The following is a 16,568-nucleotide window of genomic DNA, read 5'->3' as shown; positions in this document are numbered from 1 at the left end:
TCCACCTCTACTATTTTAATTCTGGCCAGTAATCTTTATTAGCTTCGATCATCTCATCTAAGATCTGCTTAGCTACAAAGGCTGAAGGTATTGGTTTGTTCATGGTAAATGCCATAAGGGCTTTTTCATAAGAACCTTCAATTGCAGCTTCTACCACTAGTTTTTCACAAGCTTCTTGCTGTTCTATCAAGCCTTTATAGAAGGTTGGAATCTCGCCTACTCTAATTGCTTCAGGACCGTCTTTCGTGATGTAAGCTGGTATTTCCACCATTGCATCATCTGGTAGGTTTTTAATAGCACCATTATTTTCAACCATAACTAGATGTCTCTTTCTCAAGTCAAAAGCTAAGCTCATAGCTACTTCAACGATAAATTCTCCATGTACTCCTGTGAAGAATTGAGTAAGATCTATTTCACCAGTTGCACTATATTGATCTACAGAATCAAATATCTTCTTTTCTCTTCCTTCCATTACTTCATTAGCTCTAGTATGATTCTTATCTGCATCTTTAACTATGCTGTCTCCTAGTAGATAATATTGCATATAAGTGTTTGGAAGATACTTAGGGAACATTCTCATTATATATTTTGCATTGTCAAAGGTATGAAGCCAAGAAGCATCATTATGTCTTACTTCACTTCTTGAATCTGGCGGAATATATCCATGTTCAGCTACATAAGCTTTTAATTCTTCGGTTTTATCTTCACCCTTTACTCTTATCTTTGTAAACCAACCAAAGTGGTTTAACCCAAAGTAATCTGCTTCAATATCATGCCTATCACAATCTAAAATGTTAGCCATATTTCTCATAATAGCCACTGGCATATCACATATATTAAGAATTCTAGCCTTTGGTCTTAACTTATGCATAGCTTTTGCCACTATTGCCGCAGGATTAGAATAGTTTACAATCCAATAGTTAGGGCTTGCATACTTTTCGCAGAAATCTATCATTTCCACCATAGGGTATATGGTTCTTAAGCCATAAGCAAGTCCTCCTGGTCCACAGGTTTCTTGTCCAACTACATCATACTTTAGCGGAATTTTTTCATCTTGCTCTCTTAATTTATATAGACCCACACGCATTTGAGCAAATACAAAGTCTGCATCCTTGAAGCCTTCTTCTGGATCTGTTGTAAATATGAGCTTTACCTCTGGATCAAACATCTCAACAACTTTTTTTACTATTACTCCAACCTTATTTTGACGTTCTTCATTTATATCATATAGTCTTAACTCTGATATCTTAAAGTCATCTTTTCTTGAAAGTAAACTTTTTACGATTCCTGGTGTATATGTGCTTCCACCGCCTACGATTACTAGTTTGAATGTTTTCATTTTATTTATTCCTCCTTAAAATTACTACAATGTTTCAATTGTTTCTAAAGCTTCATCTACGATTGTTCTAATTTTATTTATTGTAAGTCCATACACAACTTGAATATTATTGCCTTTTCTAACTACTCCTGAAGCTCCTGTATTTTTTAAAGCTTTCTCATCAATTATGGTATTATCAATAACCTCTACTCTAAGCCTTGAAAAACAGTTATCTACAGATAAAATATTCTTTTTACCACCTAAAGCTTTTATGATGGTTATAGCTTTTTCTCTATCTTCTGCTTCTTCATTATTCTTACTACCTGATTTCATTTGTTTTTTTACAACTGCAGCATTTTCATTTAAATCCATAGCTGTATCTGCGTCATCATCTTCTCTTCCTGGAGTTTTTAGATTTAGTTTTTCAGTCATAAATTTAAATACAAAGAAGATTACAACGATTTCAACAAGACCAACTAATACATATATAGGCCAATGAGTTTTACTCACTCCAGCTGGTAAGTTTATAACAAGGAAATCTAAAATACCATTTGTAGCACAAACTCTTACATTTAATAAGTAAACAAACATCTGGAACAAGCCATCAATCACTGAATATACGAACCATAATAGTGGTGCTGCAAATATAAAGGTAAATTCTAAAGGTTCAGTAATACCTGCAATAACTGCTGTTAAGGTTGATGGAACAAGCTGAGCTTTTAAATTATTACGTTTACTTTTCTTAGCTGTGAAGTAAAAGGCTAAGGCCACACCAATAACACCAAAGGTTTTAACTAAACCATAAGTTAAGAATCTTGCCGAATCTCTCATCATTGTTACACTTGGATCACTTAATAATGCAAGGAATACTGGTTTTGCACCTATTACATTCTGTCCGCCTATCATCATCTGATCTCCAACAGATGAGTATAAGAATGGCGACCATATTAAATGATGTAATCCAGTTGGTACTAAGAATCTATTTAAGAATCCATATACAAATACTCCAATAGCTCCTGCCGAGCTCATAAATCCTGTTAAAGCTGTAATTCCGCTAGCAACGGTTGGCCATACATAAGTAGTACCAATACTAAATACTGCAATTATAGGAATCATCATAACAAATACAAGCTTGCTGTTACCATAAGGAGCCATGGCACCTTTAAATTCTTTTGTTACATATTTATTGTGAACTAAGGCAACTAGAACACCTAAGATCATTCCTAGAAATACACCCATATCAGTTACATGGAAACCAAGTTGTATTGTTTGTCCAGTTCCATATAATGCTCCAGCCGTATCCCCTTTTGCAATTTTGCCTGATAGTTCTAACCATTTACTGTTTGCACCTAAAAATAAAATATAGGACATTATAGAAACGAAAGCTGCTTCCGCTTTTTTCTTTTTAGCCATTCCCATAGCTATTCCCACACAGAATAAAATACTTAAGTTACCCATAATAGGCGATAGCATTCCATTAAAGAATTTACCTATGGTCCAAATCATACCTTTTTCAGTAACAAAGGTTGTATTAGTAAAAACTGCAGTTAATGCAATAGACATACCTACTATTGGTAAAAATAAGACCGGTCCGATCATAGCTTTGGCAAACTTTTGCATGCCATTTAAAATCTTATCCTTCATTTAATATACCCCTCTACTATTTAATAAATTGTCTTTGGTAATTACCTGAACTTAGAATAACATGTTTAATAACCCTTGTTAATAGCTTTGGCCATTTCAGCAACATGTTGACCAAAGAGTGAACATGTTTACATTTACATAGAACAAATTCTTCTTTTTATTCGTTAACTTATATTATGCTTTAAGGCAGTTACACTTATTTATCCACCTATTTAATTTAATTGCAATTTATAAAAAGAAAAAACTACCCTGAGAAAAACTCAAGATAGTCTCTTTAATACTCTACAAACTGTTCATAACCTTATCTAGTAAATACTCCATTACAATCATCACTCTTGCATAAAAATAATTGGCAGTTATATTTCTATCATCAAGCTCTTTATCATCTAAAATAGAAAAGTGAATTGTTGATTTCTTTGCCATATAACTTGTTTGATTTCCGGTAAAACTTACGATATCTAAATTATTTTTAGAGGCATAATCTATAACCTTAGTAACGCTCTCTGTCTCCCCACTTTTAGATATGCCTATAACTAAAGAACCACCTACTTGGTTATTATCGTAGACCCCATAGGAATTAGTCTTAATGCACTTAAAACCTAGCACAAGCATTTTCCTACAAAAAAATTCAGCTATAGGTCCAGAAAAACCAGTGGCAGTAATGAAAATAATATCTTCTCTATGCTCAATAAGAGTAGCTACAAAATCATCTATCTTAACTTTATCTATTCCATCAATAAAGCTAGTTATATCAGAGGTTCTATCCTGATTTTTCTCCTGATTTTTAACGATAAAATTCAAGCGATATATCATATCTGTATATCCTGTATATCCAAGCTTTTTAGATAATTTAATCACTGTAGCTGCAGAGGTATAGTTTATATTGGCAACCTCTCTAACGCCTTTATTAAGTACCAAATCTATATTATTAATTATATATTCAAGCACTTGTCTCTCTACTTCAGTTAACTTATAATTATCGGCAATCTTATAAATATCAAACTTCATTTATTGCTCCTCCTATGCTGTATATAGATGTACCACTTACTAATAAAATTTATTCCTGCTCCAATGGATATTCTTTTATCTATTTTTATAATATCATACTTTATAGCACTTCTATTATATAGTTAAATTTATCTATTCTATAATACTGAAGTTTCTTATTATATTTTTCAAATTCAGCTTTCAGCAAATCAATATAAGAGTAGTACTCATCTTTTATCTCCTCTACTTGGGACTGAGGTAAAGCTTTTAAAACTTCCTCTTCAGAAGCTTTACTTTCAAACATCAAATCCCCCATAACAATTACTCCATCATCCTTCAGTACTCTCATAATTTCCTCTATAGCAATATATTTTTCAGTTTCGTTTAGATGATGAAAAGCATAGGTTGAGATGATTACATCAAAGGATTTATTGTCATAAGGAATCTTCAAAAATTCTCCGAGTCTCACCTTAAGCATAGGATACTTTTCCTTTGCTACTGAAAGCATTTCTCTGGACTGATCTATTCCTATGATATTGTAGCCACCATTTAAAAACTTCTCTGCTAAGTTACCTGTTCCTACACCTATTTCAAGAACTTTAAGATCCTTTCTACCCAAAGCCTCCACTAAATCATATACCTTCTGTAGGATTAAATCGTAATTCTTATATATTTTTAGTTCTCCTATATCCCTCTTAACATCTTTATCATAGGATCTTGCCCAGCTATTAAAGTTCCACTTATCCTTCCACTGATTCTTTATATCATTCAGTTTGTTGCTTTCACTTACTATCTCTAACAAATCTTCCTTCACCTTAAAGTCATCATTTTCTTCATAGATTTTATCAATCACTTGCTCCAAAGACTTTCTTATTGTATTAAGTCTATGAATTTCATCATTGACCAATTGCCATTGATTATTAAAGTGAGTTAAATAATTCTCTTTTTCATTACTTTTCAGTATATTTTTAATTGAATCAACACTAATACCTATGGATCTATAAGTTAATATAGATTGTAGCCTTACAATATCCTCTTCATTAAACCTTCTATATTGATTATCATCCTGTCTTATGGGTGTCAGCAATCCCTTCTTCTCATAAAATCTAATCTTGTTTGTAGTAATATTAAACATTTCAGCTATTTCGCTAATATTGTAACCTTTATTCATATCTTCCCCCCCTTAGAACTTATCCTTCTTTTATTCTAAACTTTCGCCTTAGGCTAAAGTCAAATAAAATATACTAGTAATTTTACTTATTTATTTATTTATTTATTTATGGATCAGTATTTCAACTTATAAAAATAGCCTTAACCACATACAATTCGCGGTTAAGGCTATAGAATTTATTAAGTTTATCTGAATCTCTAGGATTCTAAATACTTGACCTTACTTCTTAGTTGCAGTCATTGCTATAAGTGTAAGATAGTTTTCTGTATCAGCATCATGTAAATCATAATCAGCGGTTGCTCTCCAAATGTCCTTACCATTTTCAATGGTTTCTGCATAAGTAACATCAACTATACCAGTTTTTTGCCACAAATCCTTCCACCACTTTGCACTATGAAAACAGTACATATCAGGCTCCCAATGTGCCTTCATGGACTCTGGTAATCCATCACTAAACTCTCTTGTAAGTCCAGGGCTCACAATTCCAAACTGCCCGCCTTGTTTAACTAACTTAGAGTAATAGTTAGGTAAATATATTTCATCTGTACCAAAATAATGGTATGCATCAATACTTATTGCTGCATCAAAATAATTATCAGCATATGGCAGAGCATGAGCTTCTGCGCGAATTGGGAACACCTTATCCTCTACACCCATTTCAACAAAACGACGGTAATTATCAGAAGGGTTTATCCACAAATCGTTTGCAAATACAGTTACACCAAACTCTTTAGCTAGAAATATTGATGTAAGTCCCATACCACAGCCCATATCTAGTATACGCATACCTGGCTTTAGCTCCATCTTTTCAGAAAGGATTTCAATAAGCCACATAGCATTTGGACCAAGCATTTTGTTTTCTTCGAAGAACTTTCCATATTTATTATAATACTTTTCACAACGTTCAAAATTTCTCAATTTTTACAATCTCCTTTATTATGTTATTCTTTTTATTAAACCTTAAATGCATATAAGGCGGTAAAAGAATAGCACGCAAAGAGATAATATATTTAAATAGTATCTAAGGCGTGTTATTCAGAAACCACCCTTGATACACTGCTCTTTTTATTCATCACAAAAACACTTCCTTTCATAAATTATGTGATAATCATACCATATACTATTTTTACTGTAAATATTTTCTATAATCTGTTGATAAAATTTAGATATTTATATAATTATCTAATTTGAATATAGAATAAAATCTATATTTTGGTAAGGGAGTTATCAAATTATAGAATTTTTTTACTTCAACTTTAGCAAATTAGGAACAGTTCTGTTAAATTTACAGTAGAGGTTCCAAAAGCAACTTATGCTGTTTTCACAACTATACCAGCTAATACCGGCGCTGAAGCTTCTGATAATGAGTTTGCTGACGTGATTAAGCAGACTTGGAAGTATATATTTGAAGATTGGTTTAAAGATAGTGACTATATATTTGATGAGACAAAAATAGATTTTGAATATTATGATGAAAGGTGCCATCCAGCTATCGGTGCTGTAATGGATATTTATGTACCAGTATTAAAAAATGAATTATAATCTCTACGAAAACCTGTAGGGTGAATAAGTCTTTTAGCTGGATGGCTTAGAAACTATTTAAGTATTTGAAATGGCTAGATTTAGTTAGCATTAAAACTTTATATCTTTTTTATAGTAAAAATAAGCTGGAGAATCCTGTGAGAGTTTTAAAAATAGGTTTCGGATTGAAGTGGTTCATCTTTAGATGAACCACTTCGTAATAAAATTTATCTTACTGTAAGCCCTTATATTCAACGCAACTTCTTCCACTTTCGTATCTTAGTTCTGAAGGACTTGAACGGAGCAACAGTATTAATATGTATCCACTTCCATATAGGCCAATTTGAAGGCGTTGATGATGCCCACTTTCTCCCACCTTGCTGAAATAATTCTTCATCTGTATAACTGTTAATAAGTTGGATAATCTCCTGTACTACCTTTATAAAAATAATGCATAATTCATTAAGCGTATATCCATTGTATTGTTTATAAAAACTTTCATATAATCCACCGAGGTTATTCCACTTGTAGTCCGAAGTTGGAGTAATAACAATAAGTCCTTGTTGTTCTTGTTTCTCCCAATCTAGAATAAGCTTCATCCACCCCAGCTGATATGCAATCATTTGAGTAGGCGTTCTATCAACACCTTCAATTAACCTATCTTTATCATTTTCATCAATATCATTAAACTCTTCTATGAATAACTTTGCACGACTTGAAATTTCTAAAATTAATTCTTGTCTATTTTGGTATTCTATCATTTTACACCTCATTATTAAAAATTTACTCATTGATCTCAACCATAATTGGAGTGATATCCTTCAAGTATAAAGTATGTACCACTTTGGAATAAAACTTATTATTTTTTTAATTCTCTTGTTCGAAAACTTATATACATTATTTTGAAATTCATGCTATAATTAAGTCTATATTAATTATAACTTAATTGAAATTATACCTAAATTAAAGTATTAACTAAAGGAGAAGACATAAAAGACATGCGTGATAATATTAAGAAAATCCTATATATCATATTATTAATATGGACAGTGATAACATTATTTATTGTATATAAGAAGATAGAATTTCCTTTTCTCATCCAATTCATAGTAAGTTATGTTATATGTCTACTATTGGCAGCCATATATTTTATAATCTCTATACTGTTAAATATGAGAAAGCTAAGCATGAGCACGATAAGAAAAATGCTGCTAAAGTTTATTATTGTCTCTTTTGTACTTTGGGCTTTCAACGTACTATTTACTTACTTAACTAAAGGTGAATTAATACTAAATGATAAAATCTTATTACCTATAGCTTGTTCTTTCGGCTTAACTTTTGGAGAGATGGTATTTTTTAAAAAGAATGAATATTAAATATTATAATGGGTTGATGCAAGATGAGACAATTTGATTCATCTGTATCAACCCACTTTTATTGTATTGAAATTTTACACTATATATAGATAAACTACTTCAGTCCTTAAACTCCTAGGATAAATTCTAATATTAAGTAGTTTATCTATCTTTAAATATCCCTATATAACACCTACTTTTATAAGCCAAAAAGGGGCTAGCTTTAATTTTTGCCATATCTCCTGCAACTCTATTTTTCTTTAGAATTACAAAAAGCTATATACTTGTCACTCCAAACTTTAAGGCTGTCCAAAACTTCTGTAAATTCCTTGCCAATGTCGCTAAGGTCGTACTCTACCTTTGGGGGAATCTGAGCATAAACAGTTCTAGTAACCACACCATATTCTTCTAAAGCACGTAGTTGTTTAGTTAGTGTAGCTTGTGTTATCTCTGGCAAAAGTCTTTGTAGTTCATTAAATCTAAGCTTTTTTTCACTTAAATGATGTAGAATAATCACTGCCCATTTTCCTGATAATATCCTTTGTGCAGTTGCGTATGGGCATCTTCCAAATAATTCTTCTTGTGTTAACATATATCCTCCTTATAAAGAGTTCCTATGTCGAAACTTAAGTTATACTTGTTCGAAAATCGCGGCTTCTGGGGATTTTCGGATATGTATAACTTGATAGTTGAGCTAGGAACTCTATATGGATATACCACTTCGTAATAAACTTTATTATTTTTAAATTCTCTCATCAGAACCCATGAGAGTTTTAAAAATAAATTTCGGTTCGAACTGGTACATCTATAGTATCTTTTAAGATACTATGTATTAAAAATAATTGTACTTGTTTTAATTTATGTAGGCAAATATAATTTGTGTATAGTTAATTATATCACTGAAATTTTTGATAAACAAATAAAACCTATATGGAGGTGTAAAATATGAAAATATTAGTAACAGGTGCTACAGGAAAGCTAGGTTCAAAGGTGGTGGAAGCCTTATTAAAGGTTGTACCAGCAAGTGATCTTGCAGTTAGTGTTCGTGACCCTAAGAAGGCAGAAAGCTTAAGAAATAGAGGTGTTGAGGTTAGACAAGGTGACTTCGATCATCCTGAAACACTAACCACAGCCTTTGCTGAAGTTGACAGACTTTTGATTATTTCAGCTGACGGTGACAATGAAACAAGAATAAGACAACACTCAAATGCAGTGACTGCAGCAAAAAAGGCTAACGTTAAGTTCATTGCATATACTAGCGTAGGAAATGCAAGTGAAAGTTCTTTGTTTCTAGCTCCAGTACATCGTGCCACAGAAGAAGCTATACTAAGAACAGGCATACCTTACTGTTTCCTAAGAAATAACTGGTACTTAGAGAATGAGATCGGAAGCATTCAAGGAGTACTTGCAGGTGCGCCTTGGTTAACTTCTGCTAGTACTGGTAAGGTAGGCTGGGCATTACAGCAGGATTATGCAGAGGCTGCTGCAGCGGTACTATCAGGAAATGGCTTCGAAAATACAATCTTTGAACTTTCAGGAGAACCATTGACTCAAGAACAATTGGCAGCTAACCTTGGATCTGTATTAGGTAAAGAGGTAACAGTTCACCAAATGGATGATGCCGCTTATGGTGAAGCTATGAAAAGCACTGGAGTACCTGATTTTGTAGTACCTATGCTTCTAGACATACAAAAAGCTATTAGAGATGGAGCACTAGATATAAATAGTAATGATTTTGAAAAACTTCTTGGTCGTAAACCAACACCAATCATTGAGGCACTTACACAAATTGCTAATGCTATTTCCAATAAATAGAGTTATTTTAAAAACTTGAATTTACTAATTTCAGTAGTAAAACACCCTATTTCCCTCTAATTTAAATAATAGAGAGATCCTACAAATAAAAATCGACTTGTCCATTTTGGGCAAGTCAATTTATTTTTGCATATTACATTTTAAGTATTAAAAATCATTTTTTATTTTTTTATTAAAAGTTTATTGTTTGAATGATAAGATATTATTAGCATAATTAATCCAAATAAATTTGGAATTATTAAGTTAGTATCCCGAAACACATTTTCATAGTTTGATAAAGGTGTTAAAACTATCGCAATGGCTACAGATGCTATCATCCCAATAAAAGGAACTATTATAATTATCTTTTTAATTTTCGCCATTACTATACTGATATAATAGAATATAACACTACATATCCAAAAGTTAACCACAAGCCATGCGTGGGATATCCTAATATAGCCTTTTGATTTGAAGTAAGTAAAAGTTAAAACAATGATTATACATAAAACAATTATAGGTGCAAAATAAATAAGTTTTAACATTTTATCTAAACGCTTCTTCATATTAAAATTAATTTTATCGTGGTGCTCATAAAAAATGCCTGTGGAGATTATTAATAAAATTGCTATTAATAAACTAAATCCTAAAAATAAGTATGTCATACCTGATTCTCACCCCTTCTAAAACTGTAAGATACAACATTTCCATTATATCTCAGTTAAAACATAATAATCAAGTACACCTTACAAACTTATCTTAAGCCTAATGCTCTGCCATAATTGATTATCCAGATAGATATTCCAGTTCCATTAAAAACTAGGCGGATAACTCTTTTAAGTCTTAATAAGTTGATACTATCTCTCTTAATAATTCTATATTTTTGTCTATATCACCCTTCACTTCTAACCTGTGACCAGCTCCATCTATTAATTTTAAAGGAATATTTTCTTTCATACAGTGTTCCTTAAGAATATTGGTATTTAATAGTTTATCTCTTGTACCAGCAACTACAATAATAATATCTTTATCCTTCTTAATATAAGGTAAAGTTTCTCCAATAGGCGTTAAATATATATGTCTTGCTTTAATACATAGCTTTTCCTCAATCCACCCTGCTACTGCTGTGCCCATGCTTTTAGAAACAAATACTATATCCTCATATTGAGCTAAATCAATAGCACTAAGTTTTGCTAGTACATCACTCTTAACCACTTCTATAAACTGAACTAAAGAGTTATATTTATTTGTAAAATCGCCATAATTAATAGCTACTTTTTCATATCCACTAGTTTCAAACTTAAATCCTGCATAATATAGCAATGGACAATCTGCGCTATAATTTGCACCTGGAAATATCACAACTATTTTCTTGCTTTCCATACCGTTCCCCCTAATACCATGTATACTATTAAAAATATTTTAGGTTGTAATTTTCTATTAAATGTTCCTTCTAATCATTTATCCCAGTTAAACTATACCATAAATGCACTACTTCATACCCAACTATACTCCAATAAGTCTTCTTTTAATTCATTATGTAAACTAGCTTTTATAATAACCTTATCTTGGTGAAATATATTTTATTTAAACTTAGAAGCTTTCCTTGCATAATTGATTATCTGTACATCTTTCAATATAATAGACATAAACCATACGGAGCATCTAGCTTCAAGAAAATCCGAGCCGATAATTATGCTTATTAATAATATTAAAATATTTTATCTATGAAAGTGAATCAGTATATCTATTTATATATAAGAAGAGGTGCAATTAATATATGAAATACAATGCAGAATTACTAAGACAGGAAAACTATAAACCAACCTTTTGGTCTGGAGGTATGGCAACAGAACTGACAACCTCTCCGCAAAATTCTGATTATGCCAGTCAAAACTTTTTATGGAGACTAGGAGTTGCTAAGATTGATATACTAGAATCTACTTTTACCAATCTAACAAAGGTTTCACGTAAATTAATGGTTATAGAAGGTACTTTAACACTATACCATGAAGATAAGTACAAAAAGGTACTTAACCCTTTTGAACAAGATGATTTTATGGGAGATTGGAAAACTAAAACTTATGGTAAGGCTTCAGTTTTTAACTTAATGACTAGGGAAAACTATACTGGGGAACTATTTCATCTAAATATTAATCCAAGTAGCCAGCTTAAATTCCAATATGAAACTCCACTAAATAAAGATTTAATAGCAGTTTGTTTTTACACTGTAAGTGGTGGCTTTTGCTCTACTATTAACGGTAATACTTTTGAAGCAGTTGAGGATGATTTACTTCTACTTAACTGTATAAATTCAGACCATACTCATGAATTTATGCTTTGTAATAATACTTCTGAAAATACGGATATAATAGTAAGTATAATTTATGGTGATTAATTAAAATAATTTAGTTATGTTTAAATATATGGAGCTAAAAATACATAAAAATACATTCAAAAAAGGCTTACTGTTTCCACACTAAGCCTTTAATGTCTATGATCTCTTTTATTAATATCATCTGTTATTAACTCTTTCCTCAAATTTATCTTGCAATAATCTCCAAGCCATCTTCTGTTACAAGGATTGTGTGTTCCCACTGAGCTGAAAGACTTCCATCCTTAGTAAGAGCAGTCCATCCATCATTTGGGTCTATAAATAATTCATAGCTTCCTGCATTTATCATAGGCTCAATTGTGAATACCATACCTGGAACTAAGATCATATCTGTTCCTCTTTTTCCATAGTGAGCAACATATGGTTCTTCATGGATATCTAAGCCTACACCATGACCCCCAAAATCTCTAACCACAGAGTATCCGTTTCCTTCTGCATATTCTTGAATTGCAGCTCCTACATCGCCTAAAAATCCCCACGGTTTCACTGCTTGTAGTCCTTTTTCTAAACATTCCTTAGAGATTTCAACCAATCTCTTAGCCTCTTCTGTTACCTCTCCAATCATGAACATTCTTGATGCATCTGAATAATATCCATTAAGTATAGTTGTCGCATCTACATTTATAATATCTCCATTTTTAAGCACTACATCTTTACTAGGTATTCCATGACATACCACGTTATTTATTGAAGTACAGATACTTTTGGGAAATCCATCATAATTAAGAGTTGCTGGAATTCCTCCATTTGCCACTGTGTAGTTATATGCTATATCATCTATTTCCTGTGTTGTCATACCTTCTTTAATACTTGCACTAACTAAGTCTAAAAGCCCATTATTAATCTTGGCACTTTCTCTTATACCTTGGATTTGTTCTTTTGTCTTTATTAAATCTCTTGTTGGAACTATATATCCTTTGTCTCTTAAATCAATTAATTTTTCATCAAAACTCAAGTGACATTTTTTATATTTTAAACCACTGCCGCACCAGCAAGACTCATTTCTATTCATCATCATAATTTCTTCTCCATTTATTTATTATTTAATTTTTCCACCATGAAAAAAGCATTCATAGACTTTATTGTAATTGAAATATATCTCTTCATATCCCTGAAACCATTCAAATTCTCCATTAATTATGCAGTGATATTGATATTGACCTTTCTCATACATAATTGGTCCGCGATAAGGATTTTCCTTTGATACTAAGCTTAATACTTCTTTTAAAAACTTTCCCGAAAATGCCTCATCTAATACTCTTCCAGAATAATTCATTGCCCATAATGGAATATCTTTATTCCATATTGCCTCTTCACCTGAAAATTGTTTCCCTCCGAGATATGTGTCGATGTATTTAAAATCCCCTTCTACATACTCCAAATCATGAGAATTTGGTCTTGAAGCTTTAACCTCTGAACCATTTGCCGCATATGTGGTTTTTTTAGCTCTCAGTAAAAAATCTATTGCATCATCATTTATATTATTAACTTTATTGGATTCTATAGACAAATTACAGTTTTCCTCATAGTCATTTACTAGTTTATCAATACTTACGTTAAAGAATTCACTTAATGCTATTAGTTTTGCTATATCTGGATATGACTGACCTACTTCCCACTTTGCAACTGCTTGCCTTGAGATTCCCATAATTTCAGCTAATTTCTCTTGTGATAATCCCATCGATTTTCTCAATGTTTGCAATTGTTCTTTAAAACTCATTTCTCTCACCTCATAAATTATTATACTCCAACTACCTAAAAACCTCTACCAACTAAATATAGCAATATTTGCAACTATAAGTAGCTTCTTTAGGATGAAGGGGTCCAGAAAACCCTCAACATCTCTGTCAAGGGTTCCATTAATCACGCAAAGCCTAACTTAATTTTTTGCTTTTTAATAATTATGCAATAGAAAAAAAACTAGATTAATAATAATATTAACCTAGTTTTTTTTGAAAATTGATTTCACTGATCGTTTCACCACATCGAAGAAACTTAGAGATGAAACTATATGACTTGGATCAACATAAACTCGAATAGCACGAAGTACTTTTTTTGCATCTTTTGAAGCAAAAGTATATGTACCGTTTCTCTTTGTTCTGATTGCATATCGTGGAATCCATTTTCCTTTGAACATAATTGAAGCAATTACGTAATCAACTTCTTCCCAAGGAATTTGAATAAATTTGTGAGCATCTCGAGAATTATAAAATTCAAAACCTTTGTCTCCGATCATGATTTTACCATAATCTGAAAGTCCAGTAAAAGCTGTTGCATCAATTACTAAATCCACCTTTGTATTAAGTGATTGAACCATTTTTTCTACCTCATTTCTACTTATACGCACATTTATTGTTATTATATATTCTTTATATTTTTCTATCAAGTAGTCTAAATAATGCTTTCTATAAACCTACAAAGTATTATTTTAAAGATTACAATATGAAGTATTATGTCTATAAAGTCTAATAAAAATTACATACATTTCTCAATTCACTTTATTAATTTGTAAAAATTGTTTTTTTACTATACTTTATTATAAAATAGTACATATTTAACTACTTTAAATGTTAACAAAAGCCCAGGCTAAAAGCCTAGGCTAGTTAAAAATATTACATTAAGCCGATTAAGTGGAAAACTATACCAATTACGAATAATCCAAGGATTATAACGATTGGAGATACTTTCTTCTTAAGTAACCACATACAGATAAGTGTGATTATTAATCCAGCAAGTCCTGGAATTAATGAATCTAAGTTACCTTGTAATGTTGTAACTTTACTATCAGTTAATGACATACCAGATGCTTGTTGTAATAAAGCTTGTTGTATACCTTGTGCTCCAGCTGGAAGCTTATCCCAAGCTATGAAAGCACCATCACTTAATTTAACAGTTGATACTACTGGTGCAAATCTAACAGATACCCATCTGTTAACTAATGATCCTAGTATGAACATACCAAGGATAGATGCTCCCTTTGTTATATCTTGTAATAAACCACCTGATAAATCGTCGCTGATACGAGATCCAGCTTTGAAACCAAACTCTTGTGTATACCACATAAATGCCATACGGATAATATTCCATGCTACGAAGAATATTATTGGTCCAAGTACATTACCACTGATAGCAAGTGAAGCACCTAATGCTCCTAATATTGGTCTTACAGTGAACCAGAAAACTGGATCTCCGATACCAGCTAAAGGTCCCATCATACCTATCTTAACACCTTGAATAGTTACATCATCTATTGGTGCACCATTTGCACGTTCTTCTTCTAAAGCTAAAGTTACACCAATAACTGGAGAAGCTACATATGGATGAGTGTTGAAGAACTCTAAGTGACGTTCTAATGCAGCAGCTCTATCTTCTTTAGTTGTATATAGCTTTTTGATAGCAGGAATCATTGCATATGCCCATCCACCATTTTGCATTCTTTCATAGTTCCAAGAACCTTGAAGGAAAAATGAACGGAACCAAACAGAAATACGATCGCTTTTACTTAATTTTAATTCTTTTGACATTTTCGTACACTCCCTTCTTAGTATCTATCTATAAGATCCCCGATTGGGTCACCAGTATTTGAATTTCCACCGTTACCAGAACCACCTTGTTTGCTAAGTGCTAAGTAAAGAAGAGCTAAAGCTACTCCTAATGCACCTAATCCGATAAGTGTGATTTGTGAAACAGTTGCAAGTACAAAACCTATTGCAAAGAATGGCCATACTTCTTTTGTAGCCATCATGTTGATTACCATTGCATAACCAACTGCTACTACCATTCCACCACCGATTGCTAAACCACCAGTTAACCAACCAGGCATAGAAGCAAGTAATGTACGTATTGGGTCAGCACCAATTGCTAATATTAAACCTGCAGGTATTGCAATACGAACACCTTGTAAACATATAGCAGCTATTTGCCAAAATTCAATAGCTCCAAGATTTCCTTCTTTAGCAGCTGAATCCATGAAATGTACGAATGCTGTAGCAATAGTACGACAGATAATTGTTAATAATAAACCTGCAACTGCTAGAGGAACAGCAATAGCGATTGCTGAAGCAACTCCTTCTTTACCTTGACCACCAAGAACAAGAATTATTGCAGATGCAACAGATGCTAATGCAGCATCTGGTGCTACGGCAGCACCTATGTTTGCCCAACCTAAGGCTATCATTTGAAGAGTACCACCTAGGATTAAGCAAGGTAATAAATTACCAGTAACTAACCCGATTAATGTACAAGCAACTAATGGTTGATGGAATTGGAATTCATCCAATATACCTTCTACACCAGCTAGAAATGCTACAATAATGACTAATATTATTTGAATTATATTTAAAGTCACGATTATTAAACCTCCTTTTTTCTAAATAAATTAGA

Annotated in this window: 17 protein-coding genes and 1 pseudogene; 4 read left to right on the top strand and 14 right to left on the bottom strand. The window is 32.1% G+C overall.

Annotated elements, in window-relative coordinates; translation table 11 throughout:
- Positions 1–10 precede the first annotated feature (10 nt).
- From JHL18_RS21410 to JHL18_RS21390, 5 genes are all read right to left on the bottom strand, one after another.
- Positions 11–1,339 (bottom strand): 6-phospho-alpha-glucosidase, encoded by a 1,329-nt coding sequence (locus JHL18_RS21410; RefSeq protein WP_200273018.1) that lies wholly within the window; start codon positions 1,337–1,339, stop codon positions 11–13.
- A gap of 24 nt (positions 1,340–1,363) precedes the next feature.
- Entirely contained in the window at positions 1,364–2,962 is a 1,599-nt protein-coding gene (locus tag JHL18_RS21405) for a PTS transporter subunit EIIC (protein ID WP_200273016.1), read from the bottom strand.
- Positions 2,963–3,244: 282 nt separating this feature from the next.
- Positions 3,245–3,970, bottom strand: coding sequence for a MurR/RpiR family transcriptional regulator (locus JHL18_RS21400; protein ID WP_200273014.1), 726 nt, complete (start codon positions 3,968–3,970; stop codon positions 3,245–3,247).
- Positions 3,971–4,070: 100 nt separating this feature from the next.
- Positions 4,071–5,120 carry a MerR family transcriptional regulator gene (locus tag JHL18_RS21395; RefSeq protein WP_200273012.1) on the bottom strand — a complete coding sequence of 350 codons (1,050 nt, stop codon included), beginning with the start codon at positions 5,118–5,120 and terminating at the stop codon, positions 4,071–4,073.
- A 219-nt stretch (positions 5,121–5,339) separates the two neighbouring features.
- Positions 5,340–6,038 carry an SAM-dependent methyltransferase gene (locus JHL18_RS21390; RefSeq protein WP_200273010.1) on the bottom strand — a complete coding sequence of 233 codons (699 nt, stop codon included), beginning with the start codon at positions 6,036–6,038 and terminating at the stop codon, positions 5,340–5,342.
- A gap of 369 nt (positions 6,039–6,407) precedes the next feature.
- Between JHL18_RS21390 and JHL18_RS21385 the strand changes: the two are divergent.
- Positions 6,408–6,662 (top strand): annotated as a pseudogene (locus JHL18_RS21385) (GyrI-like domain-containing protein); the annotation flags it as partial.
- Between the two features lie 230 nt (positions 6,663–6,892).
- Here JHL18_RS21385 and JHL18_RS21380 read toward each other — a convergent pair.
- A complete protein-coding gene (locus JHL18_RS21380) occupies positions 6,893–7,402 on the bottom strand; it encodes a ClbS/DfsB family four-helix bundle protein (RefSeq protein WP_200273008.1) in 510 nt (169 codons plus the stop codon).
- 411 nt (positions 7,403–7,813) lie between these two features.
- Here JHL18_RS21380 and JHL18_RS21375 point away from each other — a divergent pair, with 411 nt between their 5' ends.
- Entirely contained in the window at positions 7,814–8,017 is a 204-nt protein-coding gene (locus JHL18_RS21375; RefSeq protein WP_207753084.1) for a hypothetical protein, read from the top strand.
- A 229-nt stretch (positions 8,018–8,246) separates the two neighbouring features.
- Here JHL18_RS21375 and JHL18_RS21370 read toward each other — a convergent pair whose 3' ends face one another.
- Entirely contained in the window at positions 8,247–8,588 is a 342-nt protein-coding gene (locus tag JHL18_RS21370; RefSeq protein ID WP_200273004.1) for a winged helix-turn-helix transcriptional regulator, read from the bottom strand.
- Positions 8,589–8,941: 353 nt separating this feature from the next.
- On the opposite strand from JHL18_RS21370, the gene JHL18_RS21365 reads away from it, so the two are divergent.
- The gene (locus tag JHL18_RS21365) at positions 8,942–9,811 is read left to right on the top strand and encodes an SDR family oxidoreductase (protein WP_200273002.1); all 870 of its coding nucleotides are present in this window, start codon (positions 8,942–8,944) and stop codon (positions 9,809–9,811) included.
- Positions 9,812–9,972: 161 nt separating this feature from the next.
- Here JHL18_RS21365 and JHL18_RS25740 read toward each other — a convergent pair whose 3' ends face one another.
- Positions 9,973–10,455 (bottom strand): hypothetical protein, encoded by a 483-nt coding sequence (locus JHL18_RS25740; RefSeq protein ID WP_207753083.1) that lies wholly within the window; start codon positions 10,453–10,455, stop codon positions 9,973–9,975.
- 178 nt (positions 10,456–10,633) lie between these two features.
- Positions 10,634–11,173 (bottom strand): hypothetical protein, encoded by a 540-nt coding sequence (locus JHL18_RS21360; protein ID WP_200273000.1) that lies wholly within the window; start codon positions 11,171–11,173, stop codon positions 10,634–10,636.
- Positions 11,174–11,570: 397 nt separating this feature from the next.
- Here JHL18_RS21360 and JHL18_RS21355 point away from each other — a divergent pair, with 397 nt between their 5' ends.
- Positions 11,571–12,188: a HutD family protein gene (locus JHL18_RS21355; RefSeq protein ID WP_200272998.1), complete on the top strand. Its 618-nt coding sequence runs from the start codon at positions 11,571–11,573 to the stop codon at positions 12,186–12,188.
- Between the two features lie 145 nt (positions 12,189–12,333).
- Here JHL18_RS21355 and JHL18_RS21350 read toward each other — a convergent pair whose 3' ends face one another.
- The 5 genes from JHL18_RS21350 to JHL18_RS21330 form a co-directional block, all read right to left on the bottom strand.
- A complete protein-coding gene (locus JHL18_RS21350; RefSeq protein WP_200272996.1) occupies positions 12,334–13,203 on the bottom strand; it encodes a methionyl aminopeptidase in 870 nt (289 codons plus the stop codon).
- Between the two features lie 21 nt (positions 13,204–13,224).
- Complete coding sequence (locus JHL18_RS21345; protein ID WP_200272994.1) at positions 13,225–13,905, bottom strand: DUF5680 domain-containing protein; 681 nt, start codon at positions 13,903–13,905, stop codon at positions 13,225–13,227.
- Between the two features lie 222 nt (positions 13,906–14,127).
- Positions 14,128–14,502 carry a DUF956 family protein gene (locus JHL18_RS21340; protein ID WP_200272992.1) on the bottom strand — a complete coding sequence of 125 codons (375 nt, stop codon included), beginning with the start codon at positions 14,500–14,502 and terminating at the stop codon, positions 14,128–14,130.
- A 295-nt stretch (positions 14,503–14,797) separates the two neighbouring features.
- Positions 14,798–15,709 carry a PTS system mannose/fructose/sorbose family transporter subunit IID gene (locus JHL18_RS21335; RefSeq protein WP_200272990.1) on the bottom strand — a complete coding sequence of 304 codons (912 nt, stop codon included), beginning with the start codon at positions 15,707–15,709 and terminating at the stop codon, positions 14,798–14,800.
- 17 nt (positions 15,710–15,726) lie between these two features.
- Positions 15,727–16,533, bottom strand: coding sequence for a mannose/fructose/sorbose family PTS transporter subunit IIC (locus JHL18_RS21330; protein ID WP_200272988.1), 807 nt, complete (start codon positions 16,531–16,533; stop codon positions 15,727–15,729).
- Between the last annotated feature and the right edge of the window lie 35 nt (positions 16,534–16,568).

It is taken from the genome of Clostridium yunnanense (assembly GCF_016595795.1).
GTDB classification, from domain to species: domain Bacteria; phylum Bacillota; class Clostridia; order Clostridiales; family Clostridiaceae; genus Clostridium_AR; species Clostridium_AR yunnanense.
This window is presented reverse-complemented; position numbering and strand designations above follow the sequence as displayed.